General features: G+C 45.3%; 26 protein-coding genes. 1 reads left to right on the top strand and 25 read right to left on the bottom strand.

The genetic code is table 11. From position 1 onward, the window contains the following. Window positions 1-6 precede the first annotated feature (6 nt). From hslV to GC102_RS03765, 7 genes are all read right to left on the bottom strand, one after another. The gene (gene hslV, locus GC102_RS03735; RefSeq protein WP_047672807.1) at window positions 7-561 is read right to left on the bottom strand and encodes an ATP-dependent protease subunit HslV; all 555 of its coding nucleotides are present in this window, start codon (window positions 559-561) and stop codon (window positions 7-9) included. Window positions 562-756: 195 nt separating this feature from the next. Further along, window positions 757-2,073 carry an FADH(2)-oxidizing methylenetetrahydrofolate--tRNA-(uracil(54)-C(5))-methyltransferase TrmFO gene (gene trmFO / locus GC102_RS03740; protein ID WP_171688270.1) on the bottom strand — a complete coding sequence of 439 codons (1,317 nt, stop codon included), beginning with the start codon at window positions 2,071-2,073 and terminating at the stop codon, window positions 757-759. 12 nt (window positions 2,074-2,085) lie between these two features. Continuing rightward, window positions 2,086-4,188, bottom strand: coding sequence for a type I DNA topoisomerase (gene topA / locus GC102_RS03745; RefSeq protein ID WP_171688271.1), 2,103 nt, complete (start codon window positions 4,186-4,188; stop codon window positions 2,086-2,088). Between the two features lie 69 nt (window positions 4,189-4,257). Next, window positions 4,258-5,349, bottom strand: coding sequence for a DNA-processing protein DprA (dprA, locus tag GC102_RS03750; protein ID WP_171688272.1), 1,092 nt, complete (start codon window positions 5,347-5,349; stop codon window positions 4,258-4,260). Between the two features lie 116 nt (window positions 5,350-5,465). After that, complete coding sequence (gene sucD, locus GC102_RS03755) at window positions 5,466-6,398, bottom strand: succinate--CoA ligase subunit alpha (protein ID WP_029195344.1); 933 nt, start codon at window positions 6,396-6,398, stop codon at window positions 5,466-5,468. A 162-nt stretch (window positions 6,399-6,560) separates the two neighbouring features. After that, the gene (gene sucC / locus GC102_RS03760; RefSeq protein ID WP_029195343.1) at window positions 6,561-7,721 is read right to left on the bottom strand and encodes an ADP-forming succinate--CoA ligase subunit beta; all 1,161 of its coding nucleotides are present in this window, start codon (window positions 7,719-7,721) and stop codon (window positions 6,561-6,563) included. 376 nt (window positions 7,722-8,097) lie between these two features. Further along, complete coding sequence (locus GC102_RS03765; protein WP_047672798.1) at window positions 8,098-8,355, bottom strand: hypothetical protein; 258 nt, start codon at window positions 8,353-8,355, stop codon at window positions 8,098-8,100. Between the two features lie 199 nt (window positions 8,356-8,554). Between GC102_RS03765 and GC102_RS03770 the strand changes: the two genes are divergently transcribed. Beyond that, on the top strand, window positions 8,555-10,126 hold the full coding sequence (locus GC102_RS03770; RefSeq protein WP_171688273.1) for a YifB family Mg chelatase-like AAA ATPase: 1,572 nt from the start codon (window positions 8,555-8,557) through the stop codon (window positions 10,124-10,126). 85 nt (window positions 10,127-10,211) lie between these two features. On the opposite strand, the gene GC102_RS03775 is transcribed toward GC102_RS03770, so the two are convergent. The 18 genes from GC102_RS03775 to acpP all read right to left on the bottom strand — a co-directional run bounded on the left by GC102_RS03775 (window position 10,212) and on the right by acpP (window position 26,572). Next, on the bottom strand, window positions 10,212-10,589 hold the full coding sequence (locus tag GC102_RS03775) for a YraN family protein (RefSeq protein WP_171688274.1): 378 nt from the start codon (window positions 10,587-10,589) through the stop codon (window positions 10,212-10,214). Further along, a complete protein-coding gene (locus GC102_RS03780; protein WP_171648817.1) occupies window positions 10,586-10,903 on the bottom strand; it encodes an EscU/YscU/HrcU family type III secretion system export apparatus switch protein in 318 nt (105 codons plus the stop codon). The genes GC102_RS03775 and GC102_RS03780 overlap by 4 nt, the downstream gene beginning before the upstream one ends. Further along, window positions 10,900-12,750 carry a TP0910 N-terminal domain-containing protein gene (locus tag GC102_RS03785; protein ID WP_512698984.1) on the bottom strand — a complete coding sequence of 617 codons (1,851 nt, stop codon included), beginning with the start codon at window positions 12,748-12,750 and terminating at the stop codon, window positions 10,900-10,902. Before GC102_RS03785 ends, GC102_RS03780 begins: the two co-directional genes overlap by 4 nt. Window positions 12,751-12,825: 75 nt before the next feature. Beyond that, window positions 12,826-13,473, bottom strand: coding sequence for a ribonuclease HII (gene rnhB / locus GC102_RS03790; protein WP_171688276.1), 648 nt, complete (start codon window positions 13,471-13,473; stop codon window positions 12,826-12,828). Window positions 13,474-13,627: 154 nt separating this feature from the next. Beyond that, complete coding sequence (gene ylqF / locus GC102_RS03795; protein ID WP_171688277.1) at window positions 13,628-14,500, bottom strand: ribosome biogenesis GTPase YlqF; 873 nt, start codon at window positions 14,498-14,500, stop codon at window positions 13,628-13,630. Between the two features lie 11 nt (window positions 14,501-14,511). Next, window positions 14,512-15,123, bottom strand: a complete 612-nt coding sequence (lepB, locus tag GC102_RS03800) for a signal peptidase I (protein ID WP_171688278.1) — start codon at window positions 15,121-15,123, stop codon at window positions 14,512-14,514. Window positions 15,124-15,213: 90 nt separating this feature from the next. Continuing rightward, the gene (gene rplS, locus GC102_RS03805) at window positions 15,214-15,555 is read right to left on the bottom strand and encodes a 50S ribosomal protein L19 (RefSeq protein WP_028558249.1); all 342 of its coding nucleotides are present in this window, start codon (window positions 15,553-15,555) and stop codon (window positions 15,214-15,216) included. Between the two features lie 164 nt (window positions 15,556-15,719). Beyond that, window positions 15,720-16,478: a tRNA (guanosine(37)-N1)-methyltransferase TrmD gene (gene trmD / locus GC102_RS03810; protein WP_171688279.1), complete on the bottom strand. Its 759-nt coding sequence runs from the start codon at window positions 16,476-16,478 to the stop codon at window positions 15,720-15,722. Then, a complete protein-coding gene (gene rimM, locus GC102_RS03815) occupies window positions 16,475-16,990 on the bottom strand; it encodes a ribosome maturation factor RimM (RefSeq protein ID WP_171688280.1) in 516 nt (171 codons plus the stop codon). Before rimM ends, trmD begins: the two co-directional genes overlap by 4 nt. 82 nt (window positions 16,991-17,072) lie before the next feature. After that, complete coding sequence (locus GC102_RS03820) at window positions 17,073-17,303, bottom strand: KH domain-containing protein (RefSeq protein ID WP_047672782.1); 231 nt, start codon at window positions 17,301-17,303, stop codon at window positions 17,073-17,075. 26 nt (window positions 17,304-17,329) lie between these two features. Continuing rightward, entirely contained in the window at window positions 17,330-17,602 is a 273-nt protein-coding gene (rpsP, locus tag GC102_RS03825) for a 30S ribosomal protein S16 (RefSeq protein ID WP_029195333.1), read from the bottom strand. A gap of 35 nt (window positions 17,603-17,637) precedes the next feature. Further along, the gene (ffh, locus tag GC102_RS03830; protein WP_171648803.1) at window positions 17,638-18,996 is read right to left on the bottom strand and encodes a signal recognition particle protein; all 1,359 of its coding nucleotides are present in this window, start codon (window positions 18,994-18,996) and stop codon (window positions 17,638-17,640) included. Between the two features lie 34 nt (window positions 18,997-19,030). Beyond that, the gene (locus GC102_RS03835; protein ID WP_171688281.1) at window positions 19,031-19,381 is read right to left on the bottom strand and encodes a putative DNA-binding protein; all 351 of its coding nucleotides are present in this window, start codon (window positions 19,379-19,381) and stop codon (window positions 19,031-19,033) included. 169 nt (window positions 19,382-19,550) lie between these two features. Then, the gene (gene ftsY, locus GC102_RS03840) at window positions 19,551-20,543 is read right to left on the bottom strand and encodes a signal recognition particle-docking protein FtsY (RefSeq protein WP_171688282.1); all 993 of its coding nucleotides are present in this window, start codon (window positions 20,541-20,543) and stop codon (window positions 19,551-19,553) included. 32 nt (window positions 20,544-20,575) lie between these two features. Then, window positions 20,576-24,151 carry a chromosome segregation protein SMC gene (gene smc / locus GC102_RS03845; protein ID WP_171688283.1) on the bottom strand — a complete coding sequence of 1,192 codons (3,576 nt, stop codon included), beginning with the start codon at window positions 24,149-24,151 and terminating at the stop codon, window positions 20,576-20,578. 94 nt (window positions 24,152-24,245) lie between these two features. Next, a complete protein-coding gene (rnc, locus tag GC102_RS03850) occupies window positions 24,246-24,947 on the bottom strand; it encodes a ribonuclease III (protein ID WP_171688284.1) in 702 nt (233 codons plus the stop codon). A 61-nt stretch (window positions 24,948-25,008) separates the two neighbouring features. After that, on the bottom strand, window positions 25,009-26,244 hold the full coding sequence (gene fabF / locus GC102_RS03855) for a beta-ketoacyl-ACP synthase II (protein WP_171688285.1): 1,236 nt from the start codon (window positions 26,242-26,244) through the stop codon (window positions 25,009-25,011). A 94-nt stretch (window positions 26,245-26,338) separates the two neighbouring features. Beyond that, window positions 26,339-26,572, bottom strand: a complete 234-nt coding sequence (acpP, locus tag GC102_RS03860; protein WP_028558238.1) for an acyl carrier protein — start codon at window positions 26,570-26,572, stop codon at window positions 26,339-26,341. Window positions 26,573-26,651: the final 79 nt, after the last annotated feature.

Raw genomic sequence — 26,651 nt, forward strand, 5'->3', positions numbered from 1 at the left:
CGTTAACTATTCAATTTCTTCCACAATAATATTATGATTCGTAAACACACATATTTCAGCTGCTGTTGTTAGGGCAGCGTGGGCTATTTCCTTAGCACTTAGCGACGATGCATGGCGATGCAATGCTCTTCCTGCAGCTAGTGCAAAGCTGCCACCAGAGCCAATAGCCAAAATACCGTCATCAGGCTCAATAACTTCACCATTTCCCGAGAGCAGCAGTAAACCTGTTGAATCCATCACGATCATCATTGCTTCAAGCCTCCGCAGAACACGATCCTGACGCCAGTCCTTCGTTAGTTCTACCGCAGCACGCTGTAAATTACCATGGTGTTCCTCCAGCTTGCCTTCGAATTTCTCGAAAAGTGTAATCGCATCGGCAACAGAACCAGCAAACCCAGCGATGACCTTCCCTCTATGTAAACGCCGAACTTTTTTGGCCGTGCTTTTCATAATCATGCTGTTGCCAAATGTCACTTGCCCATCTCCAGCAATAGCTCCCTTACCTTGATGACGAATCGCAAAGATTGTTGTCGCATGAAACGTAGCTTGATTAGGATCCATCTCTTCTCACCTCTCAAATGGAATCATACACCATGAAAGTTACTCTATACGTTGGTTTCGGTCTCATAAATGAGATAAACCTCTAGCGAGGTCAATTCGAGAAATGACCGCATCTAGAGGTAAATGTATGAGGAAACGAATGAAAAATGCTACAAAACATAATTATAGTAACATAGCAAAGAGTCCAATTACAACCTACTCTGCATATGTTTTCTTAAAATTCTGAATACTCTCCAAAGCTCGATTAGCCAGCTTTTCGTATTTTTCTTTTTTATTGCGAATTCGTTCGGGTAATTGTGGAAGCAAACCAAAATTAGCATTCATCGGCTGAAAATGTTTAAAGTCAGCTGTCGTGATGTATTGTGCCATGCTACCCAGAGTCGTTTCCTCCGGAACAACCAAACATGGCTGCCCTTTAGCTAAACGCCCCGCATTCATTCCAGCTATCAGACCAGAAGCAGCAGATTCCACATATCCTTCTACACCCGTCATTTGACCTGCAAAAAACAGATCTTCACGACGTTTAAATTGATAAGTAGGTTCCAGAAGCTTCGGAGAGTTGATAAACGTGTTACGATGCATAACACCATAGCGTACGAACTCCGCTTGCTCTAACCCTGGAATCAAGGATAATACACGTTTCTGCTCTCCCCATTTTAAATGGGTTTGGAAACCGACTAAGTTATACAAAGTTCCCGCTGCATTATCCTGACGGAGTTGAACGACTGCATGCGGCATCTTACCTGTATGCGGATTTATTAAACCTACTGGTTTCATTGGCCCAAACAGTACCGTTTGTCTACCGCGTTTCGCCATAACTTCTAAAGGCATGCAACCTTCGAAATAAATTTCTTTCTCGAATTCCTTCAATTCAGCAACTTCAGCAGTTATTAAAGCTTCATAGAAAACATTGAACTCTTCTTCTGTCATAGGACAGTTAAGGTAAGCTGCTTCTCCTTTGTCATAACGGGAAGCCAAGTACACCTTATTCATATCAATGGAGTCCTTCTCCACGATCGGAGCTGCTGCATCATAAAAGTACAAATATTCCTCACCCATTAGCTCTTTGAGGCCTGCAGAAAGATCAGGTGATGTTAATGGACCTGAGGCAACAACTGTTATGCCTTCAGGCAAGGTTTGAACTTCCTCATTGCGAACCTCTATAAGCGGATGGTTGCGGAGCGTAGATGTAACTGCTTGAGAGAACCCATCGCGGTCAACAGCTAATGCGCCTCCTGCCGGTACAGCGTGCTCATCTGCACAAGATAGTATGAGCGAGTCCATACGTCTCATTTCTTCTTTTAGTACTCCGACAGCGTTGGTAAGGCCATTCGAACGTAGTGAGTTACTACAGACTAGCTCTGCAAATTGATCTGTTATATGTGCTGGAGTTTTACGGACATTACGCATTTCGTATAAAGTAACAGGCACGCCCTGACGGGCAATTTGCCAGGCGGCTTCACTTCCAGCCAATCCTGCACCGATGACTGTTACTCTTGGATATTCTGGCAAAATGGGACACCTCTAATCTTTCATATCATCTGAATTATCGTCATTAACTTCTTCTTTATGATCACATTGCGTACATTGTATATTCACGCCATTCTTGCTTCTTTTCTCGATCATCATCGAGCTGCAGACAGGACATGGCTTATTGACTGGTTTATCCCATGAGACAAAATCACAAGTAGGATACTGGTCGCAACCATAGAAAACTCGCCCCTTTTTGCTTCTGCGTTCGACAATTTTCCCGGTATGACAAGTTGGACATGTAACACCAATATCTTTAATGATCGGTTTCGTATTGCGGCAATCCGGGAATCCAGAACATGCTAGAAACTTACCGAAACGCCCCATTTTATAGACAAGATGTTTACCGCATTTCTCGCAAATCTCATCCGAAATCTCATCCTGGATTTCGATTTCCTTCATTTCTTCTTCAGCGAATATAAGTCGCTTTTCAAAGGATGTGTAGAACGTATCCAGAACTCGAACCCAGTCCTCTTTTCCCTCTTCGACAAAGTCTAGCTCTTCTTCCATATGAGCCGTGAACTCGATATCGAGAATTTCAGGAAAAAACTCCTGCATCAATTGAATAACTAATTCACCAAGCTCCGTAGGTACAAATTTCTTCTCTTCGATTGCAACATACCCACGTTTCTGAATCGTCTCAAGAGTCGGTGCATACGTACTCGGACGCCCAATGCCCATTTCCTCTAACGCCCTAACTAAACGCGCTTCAGTATACCTTGGAGGCGGTTGAGTAAAGTGCTGCTTCGGATCCACGCTTTGCTTCTGCAAGGAATCACCCTTAGTCAGAGGCGGCAGCAATTTGTCCTCTTCTGTCGTCCCGTCATCATTGCTCTCGACATAAACTTTCATAAATCCAGCAAATTTCATCTTGGAACCATTCGCTCTAAATACAGTTTCACCAGCTGTCAAATCAATGGTCATCGTATCCAAGACGGCTGAAGCCATTTGACTTGCTACGAAACGATCCCAGACTAGCTTGTACAGACGATATTGATCTTTACTGAGAAATGCCTTCATTTGATCAGGTTCTCGAAGAACAGATGTAGGTCGAATACCTTCATGCGCGTCTTGCGCGTTAGCATTTTTCTTCGTGTACTGGCGTGGTGTCTCCGGATAGAAGGCAGGGCCAAATTTATTAAAAATAAAATCTTTGGCTTCTTCTTGGGCAACCGGCGAAATACGGGTTGAATCGGTACGCATGTAGGTAATTAAACCAACCGTGCCTTCTTTTCCTAAGTCTATTCCTTCATATAACTGCTGTGCCACTGACATGGTCTTCGAAGCACGGAAATTAAGTTTCCTCGCCGCTTCCTGCTGCATAGAACTTGTAATGAAAGGAGGAGAAGGATTACGTTGACGTTCTTTCTCTTTCACTTCTTTCACTGTAAAAGCTTCACTGCCCATCGCAGCTAGAATCAGATCGACATCCTCTTGCGAATGCAATTCCTTTTTCTCACCGTTAATGCTGTGATATTTTGCTTCGAACACGGTTTTACCCGCATCCAAAACAACGGTAATCGACCAATACTCTTCAGGTTCGAAGGCCTTGATCTCATTCTCTCTGTCTTGTATCAATTTAACCGCAACCGATTGTACACGGCCTGCAGATAATCCTTTTTTTACTTTCTTCCAAAGTAAAGGACTGATTTTATAACCAACGAGTCGGTCCAATATGCGTCGAGCTTGCTGTGCGTTAACGAGATCTTGATTAATTCGACGCGGAGTTTTAAAGGCATCCTTAACCGCATCCTTCGTTATTTCGTTAAATACAACACGGCAGAGTTCTTCGGGACCTACATCCAAATAATGAGCTAAGTGCCAGGCAATAGCTTCGCCTTCGCGATCCGGATCCGCCGCCAGATATATTTTTTTCACTTTTTTACTCGCATCTTTTAATTCTTTCAGTATAGAACCTTTACCGCGGATTGTTATGTATTTAGGCTCAAAGTTACGATCCACTTCTACGCCAATTTGGCTTTTCGGAAGGTCGCGAATATGACCCATTGAGGCTTTTACGATAAATTTACTTCCCAAATATTTGCCAATGGTTTTGGCTTTTGCTGGTGACTCAACTATGACTAAAGAATCCGCCATGGATCGTCCTTCCTCCCCTCTTGGTTTCAAGGTAAAGTCTATTGGCGAGAAGAAAAGCTTCGTATTAGCCTATGCTAGTATGTAAGTAGAACCCGGAAGCTGTTTAATCGCCTTTTTCATTACCAAAGATAACAGAACTGCATGCAAATGTCCAAACGTAAATTGACCGTCCTCTAACAGAGTATCAATCGAGACTGGCTCATTCGACAACTTTCGAACGATTTCGCCTTCCTCATCCGTAAGCGAAAATGCCGGCAAAGGCTTCTTCATTGCACCCTGATCTTCCTCGCTTAACATTTGTTTATACTCTTCTACAATCTCCTCAACACGGGTAACCAATTTAGCACCATCCTTTAGAAGCTTGTGGACACCACTACTTTGGTTAGAGTCAATAGGACCGGGAACGGCGAATACATCTCTTGATTCATCCACGGCAAACTCAACTGTAATCAGTGATCCACTATCTTCAGCTGCTTCCACAACCGTAACTCCTAATGACAATCCTGCTATGATTCGATTCCTCTGCGGAAACATACCTGGCCTCATACCCGTGCCTATAGGATATTCCGAAATGATGACACCCTCTTGTTCTATATTTCGATATAATAATGCATTCTCACGCGGATAAATTTGATTAATCGCACATCCAAGAACAGCAACCGTTTTGGATTTACCTTGCAATGCACCAATATGGGCCTTACTGTCAATTCCCCTTGCCAGTCCACTTACGATACTGAATCCCGCTCTAGAAAGGGCTGCTGCCCACTCCTCAGCAATCTTCTTTCCATAAAGCGTAGGGGTACGTGTTCCTACCATACCGAGGAGACGCCCATTCAATAATGACACATTTCCTTTTACATATAACACCCATGGAGGCTGCGCAATTTCTTTAAGAATCGAAGGGTAGTCTTCATCTAAAAGTGTAAGAATTTGAATGGATTGCTTCTTATATAACTGAAGCTTTTGCTCAATAAAAGACGGTGTAAACCGCGTGGCGATTTGTTCAGCAATGGAAGCTCGGATACCTTTGGAAGCAATTGCTGCAGCCGAAAGCTCTAACAGCACGTGAGGATCTGGAAAGCGGGTCAGTAGTTGAAGAATCGTTTTCCAACCAACACCCTCAAGCTCGTGAAGTCCAAACAAAATAAAACGATTATCCATAAGTATATACACTCCCTTCTCGAATAACAAATAACTGCAAAGCCAAGAAAAACAAAAAACCTCCCAAATCCCTGAATCAGGGAGATGGAAGGTTGCTTACCTTCGTTAGAAGAAAACTATTTTTTTGTAATAACTTTATCCAGCATGCCTTTTTCTTCAAGCACACTAACAAGTGTAGAGCCCATCTCGGATGGTGTAGCCGCTACTCGGATACCACATCTTTCCATCGTTGCAACTTTCTCAGCAGCTGTACCTTTACCACCGGAAATAATAGCGCCAGCATGGCCCATACGTTTTCCTGGAGGAGCTGTTTTACCGCCGATAAACCCTACAACTGGCTTTGTCATGTTCGCAGCAACCCACTCAGCCGCTTCTTCTTCTGCCGTACCGCCGATTTCACCAATCATGATGACAGCATACGTATCTGGATCATCGTTAAAACGTTTAAGGATATCGATGAACTCGGAACCTTTAACAGGATCTCCACCGATACCTACAGCAGAGGATTGTCCAATACCGCGAGTTGTCAATTGGTGAACTGCTTCATAAGTTAGTGTCCCGGAACGGGAAACTACACCTACGTGACCTGGCGTATGAATGTAACCCGGCATAATACCGATTTTGCACTCGCCTGGTGTAATAACGCCCGGGCAGTTAGGTCCGATTAGAACGGTTTTCTTGCCTTCCAGGTAACGTTTCACGTTAACCATGTCAAGAACAGGAATACCTTCTGTGATACAGATAACCAGATCAAGTTCAGCTTCGATAGCTTCAATGATCGACTCTGCAGCGAAAGCTGGTGGTACATAGATAACGGATGCCGTAGCACCAGTTGCATTTTTAGCTTCGATAACGGTGTTGAAAACTGGAAGCTGAACTAGCTCACCGTTTTCCAATGTGATATCTACTTTTGTTCCGCCTTTACCTGGGGTTACGCCACCAACCATTTGTGTGCCGTATTCTAGGCCGCCTTTGGTATGAAACAAACCCGTAGCGCCGGTAATCCCTTGAGTAATGACTTTTGTATGTTTATTAACCAAAATACTCATGATCTTTTGTTCACATCCCCTATATTATTTGAAACCGCTCGGGTTTAAATTTTCCACATAAGAAAGATAAGTTTTCGGTCCCGAAAACCACTTTATTATTGGCGATAAAACCTACATCTAAACGCGGTCGCTCATCTTTGAATTACCTCGATAGAGGTTTTCTCATTTTACTAAAGCAACGATTTTTTGTGCGCCATCTGCCATGGAATCAGCAGCCACAATGTTCAAGCCGGATTCGTTAAGAATCTTTTTACCAAGTTCAACGTTTGTTCCTTCAAGACGAACAACAAGCGGACGGGAAAGTCCAAGCTCTCTAGCAGCAGCTACAACACCATCAGCAATAACATCACAACGCATGATGCCACCGAAGATGTTAACGAAGATCCCTTTAACTTGCTCATCGGACAAGATAATTTTGAAAGCTTCTGTTACTTTCTCTTTCGTAGCACCGCCCCCTACGTCTAGGAAGTTAGCCGGGTCTCCGCCGTAGTGCTTGATAATGTCCATAGTGGCCATAGCAAGTCCTGCGCCGTTAACCATACAACCGATGTTTCCATCAAGAGCAATGTAGCTCAGATCAAATTTAGAAGCTTGAATTTCTTTCGCATCTTCTTCTTCAAGGTCACGAAGTTCAACGATATCCTTGTGACGGAAAAGAGCGTTGGAATCAAAGTTTAATTTGGCATCAAGAGCCATAACGTCGCCAGAACCAGTAACAACTAAAGGGTTGATTTCTGCAATGGAAGCGTCTTTCTCTACAAATGCTTTATAAAGAGCTAGCATGAATTTTACCGCTTTGTTAACAAGCTCATTAGGAATGTTGATGGAGTATGCAAGTCTGCGAGCTTGGAAAGCTTGAAGACCGATCGCAGGATCCACAACTTCTTTGAAGATTTTCTCAGGAGAATGCTCAGCAACCTCTTCAATCTCCGTACCGCCCTCTTCAGATGCCATCAAAACGACGCTACCTGTTGCACGGTCAACAACAACACCAACATAATATTCTTTCTTAATGTCACAGCCTTCTTCGATCAAGAGGCGTTTAACTTCTTTGCCTTCAGGACCAGTTTGGTGAGTGACAAGAACTTTACCCAGAATTTCGCTTGCATATGTACGAACTTCATCGAGGCTTTTGGCTACCTTAACGCCGCCTGCTTTCCCGCGACCTCCGGCATGAATTTGCGCCTTTACAACAACGACGGATGTTCCGAGTTCTTTCGCTGCTTCAACAGCTTCGTCAACGGTAAAAGCAACTTTTCCGTTAGGAACGTTGACTCCGTACTGTCTCAGGACTTCTTTGCCTTGATACTCATGGATATTCATTTCCTAAAATCCTCCTATCAGTATGGACTTTCTAAACGTGCTATACAGGGAAAAAGTGTAATTTCCTATTTGTGTAGTGCACGAAATAAATCTTGCTGCCGGAATTAGTATCACACTTCTTCACAAGCCCTAACCATTGTATCACTAATTTTCGACAGTTTCCTTATTTTTTTCGTTAATGCGTTCAAACTTTCCTTTCAGGCTGAAAAACTTTAGCTATCACTTTCAACCAAGGATAAACGACTCCACCGTCCTTCTGGGACGAGCGCGTTTGTCAAGGTAGATGCGAAGCAAAAGTATAAAACTTATACTTTCTTATCTACATAAAAAAAGACGCATTTTCAATTGCTGAAAAATACGTCTAACTTCGACTTTTTTAGTAGAGCGGCGTTGTTGGTGTATTCATTCGCGGTTCACGCTCCGCTTGTTTAATGAAGCGAAGCTCATTACCCGTAAAACTGCACACCAAGCATTGAATCGTAGGTTCTGGCTCTGGAATTGCGTCAGGATCCTTGAATTCTGTAATATTTCCTGATAGAGCGTCCTTCAAAAACGACTGAGAATAGCTAGTAATTACACTGAACTTGATACGATTGGAACGACAATTGGGACAAAAATACGGTTTCTCCTGCATATCATCACCTCTAGTTCCAGTATGTGCAAGCCGTGCATTTTTAAAACGTACGACGTGATCATTTCCGGATTGCGTAATTTTACCATTATCGTATACAATAAGGGCAAAGTATAAAACGGATCAATAAGGAAGCACCTTTTATCCCACTTTATGACAGCTCGAAACAGCTGCGTAACTATGGAGAGGAAGGTGTTTTTTCATGTATGGCAAAGTCATGAGCGCTTGCTTGCAGGGCATAGAAGGTCAAACGATCGAAGTAGAGGTCGATATCTCAAGTGGCTTACCTCAAATTAACTTGGTTGGTCTCCCCGACTCAGCCATTCGGGAATCTGTCGAAAGAGTGCGCTCCTCCATTAAAAACTGTGGCTACACATTCCCTATGGATCGAATTACAGTCAATCTCGCGCCAGCAGACTTACGCAAAGAAGGCTCATCTTTTGACTTAGCCATTGCGGTAGGAATTCTGATAACAACTGGTCAGGTGCCAATGGATAGCTTTATGAACACTTTGTTTCTAGGTGAACTTGCATTGGATGGTTCCCTTCGCCCCATACCGGGCGTTCTTTCTATGGCGCATGCCGCGAAAAAGCTAGGGATAAAACGTGTCTGCCTTCCCCTCGCGAATGCTCCAGAAGCTGCTTTAATAGAAGGTATTGAGGTGTGCGCGATAACTAACCTTTCTGATTTCAAGTCCTGGAACAAGCAATCTAATCACGAATTTATATTTAATGGCATTAATTATAAACATAGTGAACTTTCGACAATTTCTGCCGAAGAACACAACTTTGTCGAAGATTATGCCGATGTCAACGGACAGCATCAAGTGAAGCGTGCCATGATGATCGCTGCAGCAGGGATGCATAATCTTTTATTAATCGGTCCTCCCGGAACCGGGAAAACGATGCTTGTGAAGCGCATGCCCTCGATTTTGCCACCTATGTCAGACAAAGAAGCATTAGAAGTTACGAAGATATACAGTGCCTCAGGAAAGCTTGTTGATCGCTCATCTCTCATGCGTACAAGATCCTTCAGAGCCCCGCATCATACGATTTCACCCGCCGGACTTGTCGGAGGCGGAACAATACCCAAACCTGGAGAAGTTAGCTTATCTCATCGAGGCATTCTTTTTCTTGATGAACTGCCGGAATTCACGAGAACTGCCCTCGAAGTACTTAGACAGCCGCTTGAGGATCGTCATGTTACAATTGCAAGAGCAAGAGCGGTTTACACATTTCCCTCTCACTTTATATTGGCTGCCGCCATGAATCCATGTCCTTGCGGGTATTATGGAGCCGAAACAGAAGCTAATGCTTGCATCTGCAGTCCAGCAAAAATTGTTCATTATCGTTCTAAGATATCAGGTCCCTTGCTTGATCGCATCGATCTTCATGTCGAAGTACCTAAACCAAGTTACACACAACTAAAGGAACGAACCAATCACTTGTCCTCAAAAGAAATGTTAATCCAAGTTATGCGCGCACATCAAAGACAACAACAACGCTATGCAGGATCTGGCATCCAATACAATAATGAATTGAGCGGTAAGCGGATGAGACAAATTTGTCATCTAACACCAGAAGGTGATCAACTGCTCAGTGCCTCTTTTGAAGCTTTGGGACTTAGCGCAAGAGCCCATGATCGCATTCTAAGGCTAGCCCTAACCATCGCTGATCTTGAGGAATGTGACAGTATCCAGCCGCAGCATCTAGCAGAGGCGATCCAATACCGTAATTTGGACAAAAAGCAGCGGATCGAAGAGATTGAAATCTAATGTTATAAAAGATTGATAACATCTAAATATGTTATTACCTCAAAAAAAGAGCCATTTGATGCGTTGTCATATCGACAGACGACTCTCAAAAGGCTCCTTGTATGTGTTCTATATGAGGTGCTGCTCCATCCACGGATAGTTCTACAGTGATCACATCAAATTGAATGGACTGCTCATATTTTTGAAATCGATGCAAGTAAAATTGTGCTGTCTCTTTGACTTTCAACTGCTTGCGATAATCGACGGATTCTTTGGCTGAACCAAAACGACCTGAAGGGCGCCTTGTTCTGACCTCAACAAAAATTAACTTATTGGCTTTCTCTGCAATAATATCAAGCTCGCCAGTACGACAGCGCCAATTACGTTCCACAATTCGGTAATCACGCTCACTTAGAAATACTTCAGCCAACTCCTCGCCAAGCTTTCCCAACTGCTTCCGGTCATCTTTACGAAGTTCCGTCATCCATTATTCCTCGACGATCTCATTCGGTTATCTGAACGATAGATAAAACTTAATACCTCAGCGACCAATTGATACAGTTCCGGGGGAATTTCTTGATCCAAATCCAGCTTAGACAACACTTCAACCAAAGAGGAATCCTCTTGAATGGGGATTCCATTCTCTTTGGCTTTCTGAAGAATAGCTTCTGCCATGTGCCCTTTCCCTTTCGCAATGAGGGTTGGGGCTTTTTGTGCTTCAGGTGAGTAACGAAGCGCCACAGCCTTCTTAAGAGGAGTCGGTTGCGACTCCACAGATGCATTCCTTTGCTTAGTCATGCTCGGAAATCCACCCCTTTGTAGGCTTTTGGCTGATAGAGCGCTCGAAGATCTACTCTACCATCAGATGCCCCTTGCTTGGAAGCTTCATTCTCCACAACAGGCGGTTGTGGATATGGCGAGCATTTTAATGAGATAAATTGATAACCTGCTTTATGCATGGCTGCTGTTATTTCTTCTTTGGACTCCTCCATTAAGGGAGCTAACGCAGGATGATCATTATGAATGTTCAAAGATACGATTTTATTGACGACATGCACATCGAGCAAAGTATTGCCCATCACTTTCATTTGCAGGTCGAACAGTAAACGACAATTGCTAGCGTCTACTTCCCCGCGCTTTCCTTTGCGGGATTGGATGTGAATGGCGGCAGATTGCTGGCCAGTGCCATCCATGAAGGGGACAAACAACGTCATATGTGCAAACATAGAACTCTTGTCACCAGTCAACATTAGCTGTTGTCCTGTAATTTGCCCAAGGGCTTGCTGCGCCGCCTCTTTGAGCGGCGCTGGAGTGTCATCAGAGGCTGTAAGCTGCAGCAGCAGACTCTTCAGTGTGTCAGCAGCAGGCTTGAAGGAGTCGTCCTGCTGGGATGCTGTGGCGATCAGATTAGGCAGCTGATCGTCAGTGTTGTTGTGCCCCCGTAGGATAGCGTCTGCGCGCTCATCTAGCTTCACTGCTAGATGAGACTCGTGTTCCACGCCTACTGCTTTGAGCATGCGGCTGATCCAGTTTGGCTCTGGATCAGCCTCGGGCACGCTTGCCGCAGCGCTGCGCTGCTGCGCCTCTGGTGGAGCCGCCTTCTGCTTCGCAGGCGGCTCTTGATTCACGGGCGAACCCGCCGCGGGCGGTTCGCCTTTTACAGGCTCAGCGCTGCGCGCCTGAGCCTCAGTCGAGGCCGCCTCCGCTGCGCGGGCGGCCATGGGCACCGCCGCCGGCTGCGCCGAAGCGGCGGTAGCGGTCTCCGCGCGTGGCGCAGCCGCCGCAGGAAGCTCCGCGCCCGCAGCAGCAGCTGCAGCGGGCGGAGCCGTAACGGCAGCGGCCGCAGGCGCGCTGCCGGGCACTACTGCAGGCGGCGACCCTGCGGGAGCCGCCTTAGCCCCGCCGCCAGCCTGCGGAGCAGCTGGCGTAACGGCATCCGCGGCCGGAGCCTCCGGCAGCCGCGCAGAAGGCCACGTAGCTGCGGCGGAAGCCCGCAGCTCCCTGAGCAGCAATACCACCTGCTTCGCCGTATCAGCCGCCGAATGTGCCGGATCTTGCTCAAGCATAGCTGTCGCCTGCTGCTCTAGCTGCTCAAGCACCTTACCGACAGGCGGCCCCGTCGTAACCTGTCTCAAAGCCCCCACAGTCGCCTCTGTGAGCGGCAACCCCTTTTTATAGGCAAGTACAGCCGCCTGTGCCCATTCTTCCTTATTGACACCCTCAGGCATGCTGCGCATGACAGCCTCAAAAGCCTTCACATTCTCCTTCGATACCGGAACGCCCTCCTGCTGCATCTGCTGCACCATTTGACGATTTCCAACCGTATCTTTTATCGTGAATGCCTTTAACAGCTCACTAAGCGAATCCTCCGTAATTTGTACATCTGATGCCGTTAGTGGCTTGAGCAGGATTTGACCACCACTGGATTCGGGCTGTACTTGCAGCATTGTAACATCCCCTTGCTTAAGGGGCGTTTCCAACTTGGCACGCACCTGCACGCCGCCAATATTAATCAACGCTTCTTGGTCACTGAGCAATTGAAGCACAACACCTTTAACAATTTGTCCTACTTTTAATTCAAGCACCTTACTTTCAGATGCTGTTAAATCACCGACTAAACTGCGAATTAAACCACTAATATTCATGGCGCTCACCTCAAATCTTCCTAAACACTTATGTATATTATCGGCGGCTTGTTGCCTTTTCGTTACAATAAGAAGTTAAATGAGATCCAATTCCAGCTGTTCAGACTCCAGCACAATCTCTTTCTCTTCCAATTGCGCCATCACTTTACGTATAAATAATTTCCGGTGCAGCGGTGTAGGACCATATCGCAAGAGCATCTCTCTATGGTGCTTTGTTGCATATCCTTTATGTATAGCAAGTCCATATTCGGGAAACTGCTCATCCCAATCCACACACATACGATCTCGGGTAACCTTAGCAATAATCGATGCGGCTGCAATAGATTGACTAAGTGCATCTCCATGAATGATCGCCGATTGTTCTATGTCTACATCAATGTTCTCCGCATCCACAAGGAGAAAATCAGGTGCTATGTTTAACTGCTCCACTGCTTGCTTCATAGCAAGCCTGGCCGCCTGTTTTATATTGATCGCTTCAATTCTATCCACATCCACAATGCCTACACCAACAGCTAAAGCCTCAGCCACGATTTGATCATAGAAAATATCTCGCTTCTTTTCAGAAAGCTTCTTGGAGTCGTCCACACCCTCCAGCACATATCCCATCGGAAGTATAACCGCGGCTGCAACGACATCCCCAAATAAACAACCTCTTCCTACCTCATCAATACCCGCAATTAGAGTAAAACCTTGCCCCCACAGTTGTTTTTCATGCTCTAGCAATGGATTTCGCCCCTTTCCATCTCCTGATTATAAAGGATTGGCACTTCATCAAGCCACACCCATTTTTTTCAATAATCTCTGTATAAAAAGAAAAAGCCACCCCCGGACCCGCTTGATCAGCTAAGCCCAAAAGTGACCGTTCCTTTATCTTTACTTATCTTTTATCTAAAGGCTTTTCCAAAGAAATCCGCCCCATCTTGCCCGCCCTAAGCTCACGAATAATGATTAAAGAGGCTTTGTCCAAATCCACTTTACCCCCGCTCACAATCGCTCCACGCTTACGACCGATAGCTTCCATGACTTTGACCATTTCCTGTATGTCGTCCAAATCCTCAGGAAGGTCTTGAACCCCAAATCGTTCTTGAATACCGGCCCCATAATTCTGAACCATGTATTTAACGACAAAGAGTGCAATCTCATCTAAATGAAGCAGCTCTTCTTTAATGGCGCCCGTTGCTGCCAATCTCATTCCAACCATTTGGTCTTCGAATTTTGGCCACAAAATACCTGGTGTATCGAGCAAGTCCATTTCGGTTCCAACTTTAATCCATTGCTGCCCCTTCGTAACCCCAGGCTTATCTCCGGTTGCTGCAATCTTCTTACCTGCCAGCTGATTAATCAGCGTCGATTTCCCAACGTTCGGGATACCCACAATGAGCGCCCTTACGGCACGTGGATTAATCCCCTTGCTAAGCTGCCGTTCAATTTTATGTGCCCAAAGCTGCTTAACTCGCGGCAAAATTTCTTTGACGTGCGTTCCGGTTGCTGCATCAATCGGCAATGCTGGTAGACCCTGATCAGCAAAATACTTAACCCAGTCTGCCGTCACTTGCGGATCTGCCAAGTCATTCTTGTTAAGCAGAACCAAGCGCGGTTTACCTTTTAAAATCTCATCTACCATCGGGTTCCGACTAGAGAGCGGTATGCGGGCATCCAAGAGCTCGATTACAACATCAATCAGCTTAAGCTTTTCTTCAATCTGTCTTCGAGCCTTGGTCATGTGACCGGGAAACCATTGAATGGTCATTCTACTTCACCTCAAAAATGTATGAAACTAATTTTGCTCACTGGCCAAAAAATGACTTCGGCGCGACCTACGATTTTGTTGTAAGGTATGAAGCCAATCGCTCGGCTGTCTTTGGAGTTACCACGGTTATCTCCCATTGCGAATATTTCACCTTCAGGCACTTTTTTCTCCTGAAAATCGGATAACGTATTATAGGCACGTCCTTCTTTATTCGCCTGCTCGATCGCTTCCTTGATGTAAGGCTGATCAATCTCTTGACCATTAATGAACACTTTGTCACCCGTAACTTTAACGGTCTCACCAGGAAGACCAATTACGCGTTTAATGTAATCCTTACCTTCCGGTGCATGGAAAACGATGACTTCTCCGCGTTTAGGTGAGCGAATATCATAAACAATTTTATTGACAATGAGTCGTTCACCTGTTGAAAAGTTCGGACGCATGGAATCTCCATCAACAATAAAAGGAGAGAATAGGAACCAACGAATGATAATCACGAGCACTCCAGCGATTACTAATGCTTTAATCCATTCCCATGTTTCACTTTTTGCAGTTTTAGCGGGAGACGTTTCCGTAGTTGTTTCCGGCTCTATGTAAGGCTGTTCTTGATTTTTGTGTTCCATCACTGATTGCCTCTTTTCCAGTTTTGGTTTATATCTATTATGTACCATGAAAATGAAAAGGAGACTTGCCTGAACAAGCCCCCCGTTTTCTTATCGAATTTCTTTAATTCTTGCTGCTTTACCACGAAGACCACGCAGATAATAAAGTTTCGCACGACGAACTTTACCACGGCGAGCCACTTCAATCTTGTCAATCTTCGGAGAATGGAATGGGAAAGTTCTTTCCACACCCACACCGTAAGAAATTTTACGAACTGTAAACGTTTCGCTAATTCCACCGCCGTGGCGTTTAATAACAACACCTTCGAACAGCTGAATACGCTCACGTGTACCCTCGATAACTTTTACGTGTACTTTAAGTGTGTCTCCTGGACGGAAATTAGGAATATCCGTACGGAGTTGCTCTTTCGTAATCTCTTGAATAAGATTCATAGTTGACTCCCTCCTTCCACACAGGTGTTCATTCCGCTTATTGGCATAGTCGTTCTTAGTTGTTATGCGTAGAGGACCACCAGACTCGAACTGTTGAAAAATTCACAACAGAATATATATTATCATAGACAGGAAAGAAATTCAATAGAGAAGTTTCTGGGGGTTTACTCCTCCTGTTTCCGCCTGTTCCATTCAACCACCCAAGCTTTTTCCTCTTTGGATAGTTCTCTTCCTTCAAGCAAGTCAGGACGGCGCTCTAACGTTCGGAACAGAGACTCCTTGCGGCGCCAACGCTTCACATTTTCATGATGCCCTGATAACAGCATCTCAGGTACGTCCCAGTCCCTAAACTTTGCTGGCCTCGTGTAGTGAGGATACTCTAGCAAGCCTGTGGAAAACGAATCTGTCACCGCTGACATCTCATTGCCGAGCACACCAGGCAGCAGCCTCACTACGCTGTCTATAACGACCATAGCGGGTAACTCGCCGCCTGTTAATACATAATCACCGATGGACAGCTCATCCGTCACTAGATACTGCCTAATGCGCTCATCATAGCCTTCATAATGACCACATATGAACACGAGATGCTGTTCATTAGACAGCTCCTCCGCTTTCTTCTGTGTGAACGTCTCCCCCTGTGGGCACATGAGAATCACTCGCGGCTTCACCGGGTCTTGTCCATCTTCTTGATGTACGGGCAGATTCTCAACAGCAGCAAATATCGGCTCTGGCTTTAAAACCATCCCTCCGCCGCCGCCGTATGGATAATCATCTACTGTATTATGCTTATTATTGGAATAATCTCGAAAATTAACCGTGTTGAGAGCAACAATTCCCTTGTCACGTGCTTTCCCTAAAATACTGGACGAAAACACACCCTCGAACATTTCCGGGAACAGAGTCAATACATCGATTCTCATTCCATTAATCCTTCCATCAGATGAATACGAATCGTCTTGTTGACAATGTCCACATCGAGTATCACATCATCGATGACTGGAAGTAGCAACTGTTTGCCTTTCGGCAAAGAAACGACCCATACGTCATTAGCTCCCGGTGTCAACACCTCAGAAACAAGCCCTAACTCCTGGCCTTCTTCCGTAACGACCTTACAACCAATGATCTCGTGATAATAATATTCTCCCTCTTCAAGAGGCTGTTGCTCCTTAGCTTCAATCTTGAGAAGCGAGCCTTTGAATTTCTCAACATCATTAATGTTAGAGAACTGGTCAAACTGCAAGATAAACATATTTTTATGTAAGCGGGAGGTTTGCACCGTCACCGGCGTTTGCTTATTTTGAGAATCTACAATAATCAATGCGTTTCCTTTATCAAAACGCTCAGGAAAATCAGTTTCCGGAACCACTTTTAGCTCTCCACGAATACCATGGCTATTCACAATTCGACCAACTGTCACAAGTTTTTCGCTCATATGCGCTTGCCCAACCTCCACATTAATTTACCTTCAAAACCATACAAGAAAAAGGTTAGGAACTAAATCCTAACCTAGTTTCTTATGAAACGATTTCAACGGCTACCCGTTTCGTCTCTTTCACTGCTGCCGACGTGACAACTGTGCGGAGCGACTTCGCGATCTTGCCTTGCTTGCCAATCACTTTACCGACATCGTCGGGGTGGACAGAAAGCCTGTACTCGATCTTGTCATCTTTCTCCACCACAGCGACACGTACTTCTTCCGGATGATCAACAAGAGCCTTAGCAATTACGGTGATAAGATCCTTCATGAACCCACCCTCCGAAAGATAACAGATTACTTCTGTAATTTCAGCTCGTGAAACTTAGTCATCAGACCTGCTTTTGAGAACAGGCTGCGAACTGTATCGGACGGTTGAGCGCCAGTTTGAAGCCATTTCAGCGCTTTCTCCTCATCAAGAGTTACAGCTGCTGGTTCAGCAATTGGGTTATAAGTACCGATTTCTTCGATAAAACGACCATCACGCGGGGAACGGGAATCCGAAACCACCACACGGTAAAAAGGAGCTTTATGAGCGCCTACACGTTTAAGACGAATACGTACTGCCATGAAAAATCACCTCCTACTTAGAATAAAATGCTTATTTAAAAGGGGAATTTAAATCCCTTGCCTAACTTCTTCATTCCTTTGGCACCTTTAGGTCCCATCATGCCGGAAAACTGCTTCATCATTTTACGCATATCGTCAAACTGCTTGATGAAACGGTTGACCTCTTGCACCGAGTTGCCACTGCCTTGAGCAATCCGTTTGCGACGGTTCGCATTGAGAAGTTCCGGCTTTCGTTTCTCTTCGGTTGTCATCGACTTCACAATAGCTTCAACACGTGCCATTTGTTTGTCGTCAACTTTCATATCTTTCATGCCCTTGATCTTATTAGCTCCTGGAAGCATCTCAAGAATTTGATCTAGAGGTCCCATCTTCTTCACTTGCTCCATTTGATCAAGGAAATCCTCGAAGGTGAATTCGGCGTTGCGCATTTTGCGCTCCATCTCTTTCGCCTTATCCATGTCAATACCGGCTTGCGCCTTCTCAATCAAGGTAAGCATATCGCCCATACCAAGAATTCTTGAGGCCATACGATCAGGGAAGAATGGTTCTAGTGCATCCATTTTCTCACCGCTAGCCACAAACTTAATTGGGCATCCTGTCACCGCTTTAACCGATAACGCCGCGCCACCGCGGGTATCGCCATCCAGCTTGGTCAGTACAACACCTGTAAGTTCAAGCTGTTGATGAAAGCTTTCTGCAACATTGACTGCATCCTGCCCGGTCATTGCATCGACAACGAGCAATATTTCATCCGGTTCAACAGCAGTTCGAACATTTTTCAGCTCGTCCATCAGGTTTTCATCAATGTGCAAACGACCTGCGGTATCGATAATGACATAGTCATTACCATTATCTTTGGCATGCTGAAGTCCTGCTTTCGCAATATCAACAGGATTTACTTGATCCCCAAGTGAAAATACCGGAACATTGAGCTGTTCTCCAAGAACCTGCAGCTGTTTGATGGCAGCCGGACGATAAATGTCACAGGCTACAAGAAGCGGTCTATGGTTTTGTTTAATGAGCATCTTCGCTAGCTTACCAGAGGTTGTTGTCTTACCTGCCCCTTGCAAGCCTGCCATCATGATGATCGTTGGCGGTCGATTCGAACGAGCTAATTTACTTTGTGTACCGCCCATAAGTGCGGTTAGCTCTTTGTTAACGATATCGATAACGACCATGCCTGGCGTGAAGGATTTCAATACTTCCTGTCCAATGGACTGTTCCTTCACCTTAGCAATAAAGTCTTTGACTACTTTAAAGTTAACGTCCGCTTCAAGCAGCGCCAATCGTACTTCGCGAAGCGCTTCGCCTACATCTTCTTCCGTCAGCTTACCTTTGCTTCTCAGCTTACCGAAAACATTCTGCAACCGGTTTGCCAATCCTTCAAATGCCATGCGCTTCACCTCCTGCTTCTGGACTTTCTATGTTTTAATCGATCCCTACTATTGTATCAAAAAGTTCCGTTGTTTTCCTCTTTAGCTCCGGTTCGCAAACCTCAAGCACCTGAACCAGCTCCGCACGCAGCTTCATGCGTTGTTCGTGCTTATGTATAAGATGCAATTTACTCTCATAATCCTGAAGAGTTGACTCTGCACGTTTAATATGTTCATAAACCGCCTGGCGGCTAATTTCAAAATTCTCAGCGATTTCTCCGAGTGAGTAATCATCATGAAAATACAGTTGGAGGAACGTTCTCTGTTTATCGGTCAACAGCGGTTCATAGAAATCAAATAGCAAGTTAACGCGATTCGTTTTCTCAAGCATTTGATCGATAGACATGATCCACCTCCGTAAAGGTTGCACGCTTGACAGCAGCACAACAGAACCTATCATACTGAATTCCAAGATGAATGTCAAGCATTTGACCTTGTCAGTAATGAACAAAAAAATCCCCCTCTAACCAACAAACGGCTGAGGAGAATTTTTCACGTATCAGAGAACAAAAAGATTAAGCATTCTCTTCTTTATGCTCACCGATCCATTTGCCAAAGAGGGCATGAACGAATTGCTCGGAATCAAAAGGTTGAAGATCATCCATTTTCTCACCGAGGCCAACGAATTTCACAGGAAGTGATAACTCTTGACGGATCGCTACAACGATTCCGCCTTTGGCCGTACCATCGAGCTTGGAAAGCACCAACCCAGTTAGACCTGTTTTGTCACCGAAAAGCTTTGCCTGGCTCAGTGCATTTTGTCCCGTAGTAGCATCTAAAACGAGAATGACCTCATGGGGAGCATCTGGAACTTCACGCTGGATAACGCGATAGATTTTATTCAGTTCCTCCATCAAATTCACTTTGTTTTGCAAACGACCCGCTGTATCGCATAACAAGATGTCTACACCACGCGTTTTCGCTGCCTGCACCGCATCAAACATGACGGCGGCAGGGTCGGAGCCTGATTGCTGTTTAATCACATCAACACCAACACGCTCGCCCCAAGTTTCCAACTGCTCAATTGCACCGGCACGAAATGTATCGCCTGCAGCCATTAACACTTTTTTCCCTTGAGATTTAAACATGTGTGCCATTTTACCGATTGTCGTTGTCTTCCCTACGCCATTCACACCAACAAATAAAATGACAGATAATCCATTTGGATTTAACTTCAGTCCTGCATCAGCGTCACCCTTTAAGAGCTCAATCAACTTTTCGGAAAGGATCGGCTGAAGCTCCGCGGGATCTTCAATTTTGCGTTTCTTCACCTCGGCGCGAAGCTCATCGATTAGCTTAAGTACTGTATTTACACCTACATCAGCGCCAATTAGAATTTCTTCAAGCTCTTCATAAAAGTCTTCATCGATCTTCTTGCGGCGGCTAAATAAATCATCCACACGATCGACGAAGGCGTCTCTTGTTTTCGTTAGTCCTTCTCTGAACTTATTCGTTACCGCTTCGGCCTTACTGGAAATACTTTCCTTTAATCGTTTAAAAAAGCTCATGGTTCCTCCTAATAAAATAACATTCAACCTAATTATGATGCAGACATGGCGGCTTCTTCATCCTCTAAACGAACGGAAACGAGCTTGGAAACACCGCCCTCTTGCATCGTTACCCCATACAGCACATCCGCTTCCTCCATCGTCCCCTTACGGTGCGTAACCACGATAAATTGCGTCATTTCAGAGAACTCACGCAAGTATTCGGCAAAACGAGATACGTTCGCTTCGTCCAAAGCAGCTTCTACCTCATCTAGTACGCAGAACGGAACCGGTTTTACGCGGATAATCGAGAATAGCAGCGCAATCGCTGTGAGAGCGCGCTCTCCACCGGAAAGAAGCTGAAGATTTTGCAGCTTTTTGCCAGGCGGTTGTGCAACGATCTCAATACCTGTATCCAGCATATTCTCCGGCTCAGATAGAATCAAATCCGCACGGCCACCGCCAAACAATTTAGCAAATACGACACCAAAGTGCGAGCGGATCGCATCAAAGGTGGTCTTAAATCGTTTGGACATTTCTTGATCCATTTCACGGATGACCTGATAAAGCGTCGTTTTGGCTTCGATCAAGTCATTTTTCTGGGAGTCTAAGAATTCATAGCGCTCAGAGACCCGCGCATATTCCTCAATAGCACCGAGGTTTACTTCACCAAGCGAAGCGATTTCGCGTTTAAGTTCACGCACTTTGCCCTGTGTACCTTGGATATCCTCAGGAACTGGATAGCGCTCTTTTGCTAACTCATAGCTAAGCTCATATTCTTCCCCTAGCTTCTTCAGCAGGTTTTCTAGCTCAACATCCAATCGAGTCACGCGAACCTCAGTTTGATGCAGACTCTCTTCAACCTGTTTCAACTGAATACGTTGCGTCCGGGTTTCATTCTCTTCTTGCTCGAGCTTATGTAACCAATCCGTTCGCTCAGCACGTTTGAAATCAATGTTTTCTGAGCATTGCTGCTTCTTGATTTTGAGATCATTAAGTAATTCAACTTGAAGTACAGTCTCTTGATCAAGCGCTGCCATATCTTGCACCAACTGCTCAAGTAGACCGCGGTTCATTTCCATTTCCCGCTCAGCTTCGCCGAGATCCTGCTGAAGTCGACGCTGTTGATCTTGGAGTGACTGTTTCTCTTGCGAAATGGAAGCCACCTTGACTTTCAAATCCGTCAACTGGCTTTGCAGTTCTTCCTTTTCCGACTCACTCGCTTTACGGGAGTGCTCGGCATCGCGAATCGCTTTCTGTAAAGAAGCTTCTTCTTCCTGCAGTTCAGCCAGCGCTGCTTCGGACTCGACTTTCTTCCGTCCAAGATCGGCCTTCTCTTCAAGCAGCGAACCTCGATCTTGACTATCCAGCGTTAGCTGTTCTTCAACCGTACGGCTTTCGGACTCAAGTGGATTCAATTCTGCCCTAATTTGCTGCTCGGTGATACGTTTTTGCTCACCCTGCTGACGGAGCTGTTCGATCGTCATCATATCATCCGTAATCTCGCGCTTCATCACGCTGGATTGGCTGCGCAAACCGCTGAGCTGCTGCTCAGAAGTTTTAATCTCCTGATCCAGCTCCTCAATTTGACGTTGACGTCCAAGTAGATTCGTTGATTTCTTCTGCAAGCTTCCGCCTGTCATCGAACCACCAGGGTTCACAACGTCACCTTCCAGCGTCACAACCCGATAGCGATACTGTGCTTTAGCAGCAATATGATTCGCATCTTCTAGACTCTGCGCCACAACAACATTCCCAAGCAGGCTTGAGAAGATGTTCTGGTAGGTGGACTCAAATGAAACAAGATCAACCGCAAGGCCGACAAAACCTTTGGAAGATTTCAAAGAACTAAGCTCACTATCGGAAATCGAGCGTCCGCGAATAACATTCATAGGCAGGAACGTAGCTCGTCCCATTTGACGTCGCTTCAAGAAGGCAATGGCTTCACGCCCATCCGCTTCGGTCTCGACAACGATATTTTGCAAGGCGCCGCCGAGCGCCGTCTCAATCGCAATCTCAACGTCTGCAGGCACCTTAACAAGCTCGGCTACAGCCCCGCGAATACCACGCAAATCCTTACGGCTCTTCGCTTTAAGAACTTCTTTAACACCCTGCATGAAGCCATCGTAATCGTTGGCCATCTCTTTCATCGTGTCGCGGCGGGAGGTCAACGCATCCAGCTTCTGCTCCCATTTGCGGACCATGCCTTGTGCTTCATCGAGCAACCCTTGCTTGCTTTTTAAGCTTTGGGTTAACTGCACATACCTTTGTCTTTCATTCTCAATTTCATTAACCGTTTGTTCTAATTTAGCCGTCAATTCTTGCTTACGGATCGAAATCTTCTCGCGCTGTTCCGCCCATTTCTGACGTTCTTCATCAAGCCTTTCCAAACGACGACCAATACTTTCCGTTTGCTGCTCAGCGTAACGAATCTCATTCCTCGCCTGAGCCATTCGGTTCAGCGTTTCCAGCAATTCGCCTTTCAACTGATCTTCAGGCGAAGAGCTAATACCGCCATTAACCCCAAGTAACCGCTGTTCTTCTGCGGTCAGCTTCGCTTGAAACTCAAATAGCTGGGCGCCAATTTGGATGATTTTCTCTCGCTGCTGGCTGAGCTCATCTTCTTTATCTATTTTACGCTGCTCTTGCATAGCGATTGTAGTGCTTAGCTGTTGATGATTAGCCACGTAATTCTTATTACGCTCTTTGAGCACTTCGCCATGCCCTTCGCACTTCTCGAATTCTTCGCTCAGCTGGAGCAAACTTTCTTGAAGCTTTTCCAGCTCCTCCTCTAACCTGCGAGTTTCCCATCGATGCTTCTCCAAATGCGCATCATGCTGATTCACAATCGTCGAAAGCTCTGTTTGTTCCTTAACTAGCTTCTCTAGCAGCTGCTTCGCATCATTCCATGAAATGTAAATCTGATCAATCTGATGTACATACATCGCAATCTCGCTGCTTTTGAGCGTCTCCCGAAGCTCTTTATAACGAATCGCCTTCTCAGACTGCTCGCGAAGCGGTTCAATTTGATCCTCAAGCTCAGAAACCAAGTCGTGAATCCGCAGCAAATTTTGCTCGGTGTCACTCAATTTCTTCTCAGCTTCACGTTTACGCGATTTATATTTAACAATCCCCGAAGCCTCTTCAAAGATCCCTCGACGATCTTCGGATTTCGTACTTAGAATTTCTTCAATACGACCTTGTCCAATAATCGAATAAGCTTCTTTCCCTATCCCCGTATCCATGAACAATTCCGTTATATCTTTCAAGCGGCAGGGCTGCTTATTAATTAAATACTCACTTTCCCCACTGCGATGCACTCTGCGAGTAACCGTCACTTCATTGAAATCAAGTGGAAGCGATTGCGACGTATTATCAAGCGTCAAAGAGACTTCCCCATAATTGACAGCTCGGCGCGCATCACTGCCTGCAAAAATAACATCTTCCATTTTACCGCCACGTAAGGACTTTGCACTTTGCTCACCTAATACCCAGCGGATACCGTCCGAAATATTACTTTTTCCACTGCCATTAGGGCCTACAACCGCGGTAATACCGCGTACAAATTCTAGTTCCGTACGGTCTGCGAAAGACTTAAACCCGGATAATTCAATCCGTTTCAAAAACATGGTCTCACCTCAAAAATTATTGTAACATATCCCTTATAAAAATAAGAGAAAAAAACAAAAAGGCGGCCGCAGCCGCCCCTTTAAGCCATATGCATTACCGCTGAACGGTCACATTCAATTTCGACAAAGCCCCCGCAGCAGCCTGCTGTTCCGCTTCTTTCTTGGAACGTCCTGCTCCGGTTCCCAGAAGGTCGGCATCCATGTGCACTTCAGCTACAAACTCACGTTCATGAGCTGGCCCACGTTCATTCACAATGCGGTATTCCAATGAACCCATATTGTGATGTTGGGTATGCTCCTGCAGTAGAGTCTTGTAATCGATAATTAGCAGCTTACCTTCACTAGAGATTTTTGCGAAAACGTGCTTTTTGAGAAAACCTTTTACGATATCCAAGCCTTGATCAAGATATAAAGCTCCAACAAAGGACTCGAAAACGTCGGCAAGGAGCGCTGGGCGTGACCGCCCTCCAGTTAACTCTTCCCCTTTACCGAGTAAAACAAAAGCACCGAAATCCAAATCTTCAGCAAACGTAACGAGTGACGGCTCACAAACGATAGACGCCCTAAGCTTAGTCAATTCACCTTCTGAACGCCCTGGATAAGAATCATATAAAAATTCCGAAACCGTTAGTTCAAGGACAGCATCCCCTAGAAACTCCAGACGCTCGTTATCTTTATGCCCAGCAATACGGTGTTCATTGACATAAGAAGAATGGGTAAAAGCTTGCTGAAGCAGCTCTTTTTTCCGAAATGTAATCCCAATTCGCTGCTGCAGTTCTTTAATATCACGGTTCATCGCCTTTATTCACCACCCAGAGAGAATGATATTCCGTTATCTTTCTTCGTAGGAAGGCAAATTATGCTTCAAACCTTTTCAAGATAATCGTTGCATTATGTCCACCAAAGCCAAACGAGTTCGACATCGCAATGTCAACCTTCGCCGCGCGGGCTGTGTTTGGCACATAATCCAAATCACACTCAGGGTCTTGGTTGACCAAATTGATTGTTGGTGCAATCAAACTATTAGAAATGGTTAAACCACAGATAACGGCTTCTACACCACCTGCAGCGCCAAGTAAATGGCCCGTCATTGATTTCGTCGAGCTAACAGCTACTTTGTAGGCGTGTTCGCCTAAAGCTTTCTTAATAGCCGTAGTTTCCGATCTATCTCCTACTGAAGTAGAAGTTCCATGAGCATTAATGTAAGAAATCGACTCTGGGCTAATGCCCGCGTCTTTAATTGCTTTGACCATACAACGTGCTGCCCCATCCGGATCTGGATCTGTCATGTGATAAGCATCACCGCTCATCCCATAACCAATCACTTCGGCATAAATGCGTGCCCCACGCTTCTGCGCATGTTCAAGCGATTCCAAAATCATCACGCCTGCTCCTTCGCCCATGACAAAACCATCGCGGTCTGTATCAAACGGGCGGCTAGCCAAGTGAGGCTCTTCATTACGAGTTGACATGGCACGCAATGCACAGAAGCCAGCCACACCAATTGGTGTAATTGTTGCTTCAGCACCACCGCAGATCATTACGTCAGCATCACCACGTTGAATCATTTTGAACGAATCACCAATGGAGTGTGTACCTGTCGCACAGGCCGTAACAGCCGTGGAGTTCGGTCCTTTTGCCCCTGTAATCATTGAAACTTGACCAGACGCCATATTCGCAATCATCATCGGAATAAAGAAGGGAGATACACGTTTCGGCCCCTTTTCCAAAAGAATTCTATGCTGTTCTTCCCACGTGTTCAAACCACCAATTCCTGATCCAACCGATACACCCACGCGTTCAGGATCCGTATCTTCCTTCACATTCAAGTTCGCGTCTTTTAGCGCATTAATCGCACCAGCTACAGCGAATTGAACGAAACGGTCCATCCGACGTGAATCCTTACGATCTACATAATTCTCAATATTAAAGTCTTTAACCTCAGCAGCAATACGAGTTGGATACTCGCTTACATCAAAATTCTCGATCAAACTGATTCCGGATTTGCCAGAAGTCAGATTGGCCCAAAACGTTTCTAAATCTTGACCAAGGGCAGTAACTACGCCCATACCTGTAATTACAACTCTGTTCATTTGTACCACCTTCTATGTAGTAAAGCATCATTTTTTATTGTTTGAAAATGGAGAGAAAGTCCCGTCTTGATTAGAAACGGGACTCGGTAGACTATTACGTATGAGATTTTATGTAATTCGTAACTTCTCCTACAGTCGTAATCTTCTCAGCATCTTCATCTGAAATTTCTAAATCGAACTCATCTTCTAATTCCATTACTAATTCAACTACATCGAGAGAATCAGCACCTAGATCTTCTTTGAAAGATGCTTCGAGGGTGACTTCAGCTTCATCAACCCCTAGACGATCGACAACAATTCGTTTAACACGATCCAATACGTCGGACATCCGGTTCACCTCCTCTTTGGTATTATACGAGAATCTCTGACAGATTGCCAGTAGTCAATTTTGAGATTCTCTTTCTGGT

The organism is Paenibacillus germinis (assembly GCF_013141785.1).
Classification (GTDB): Bacteria; Bacillota; Bacilli; order Paenibacillales; family NBRC-103111; genus Paenibacillus_E; species Paenibacillus_E phytorum.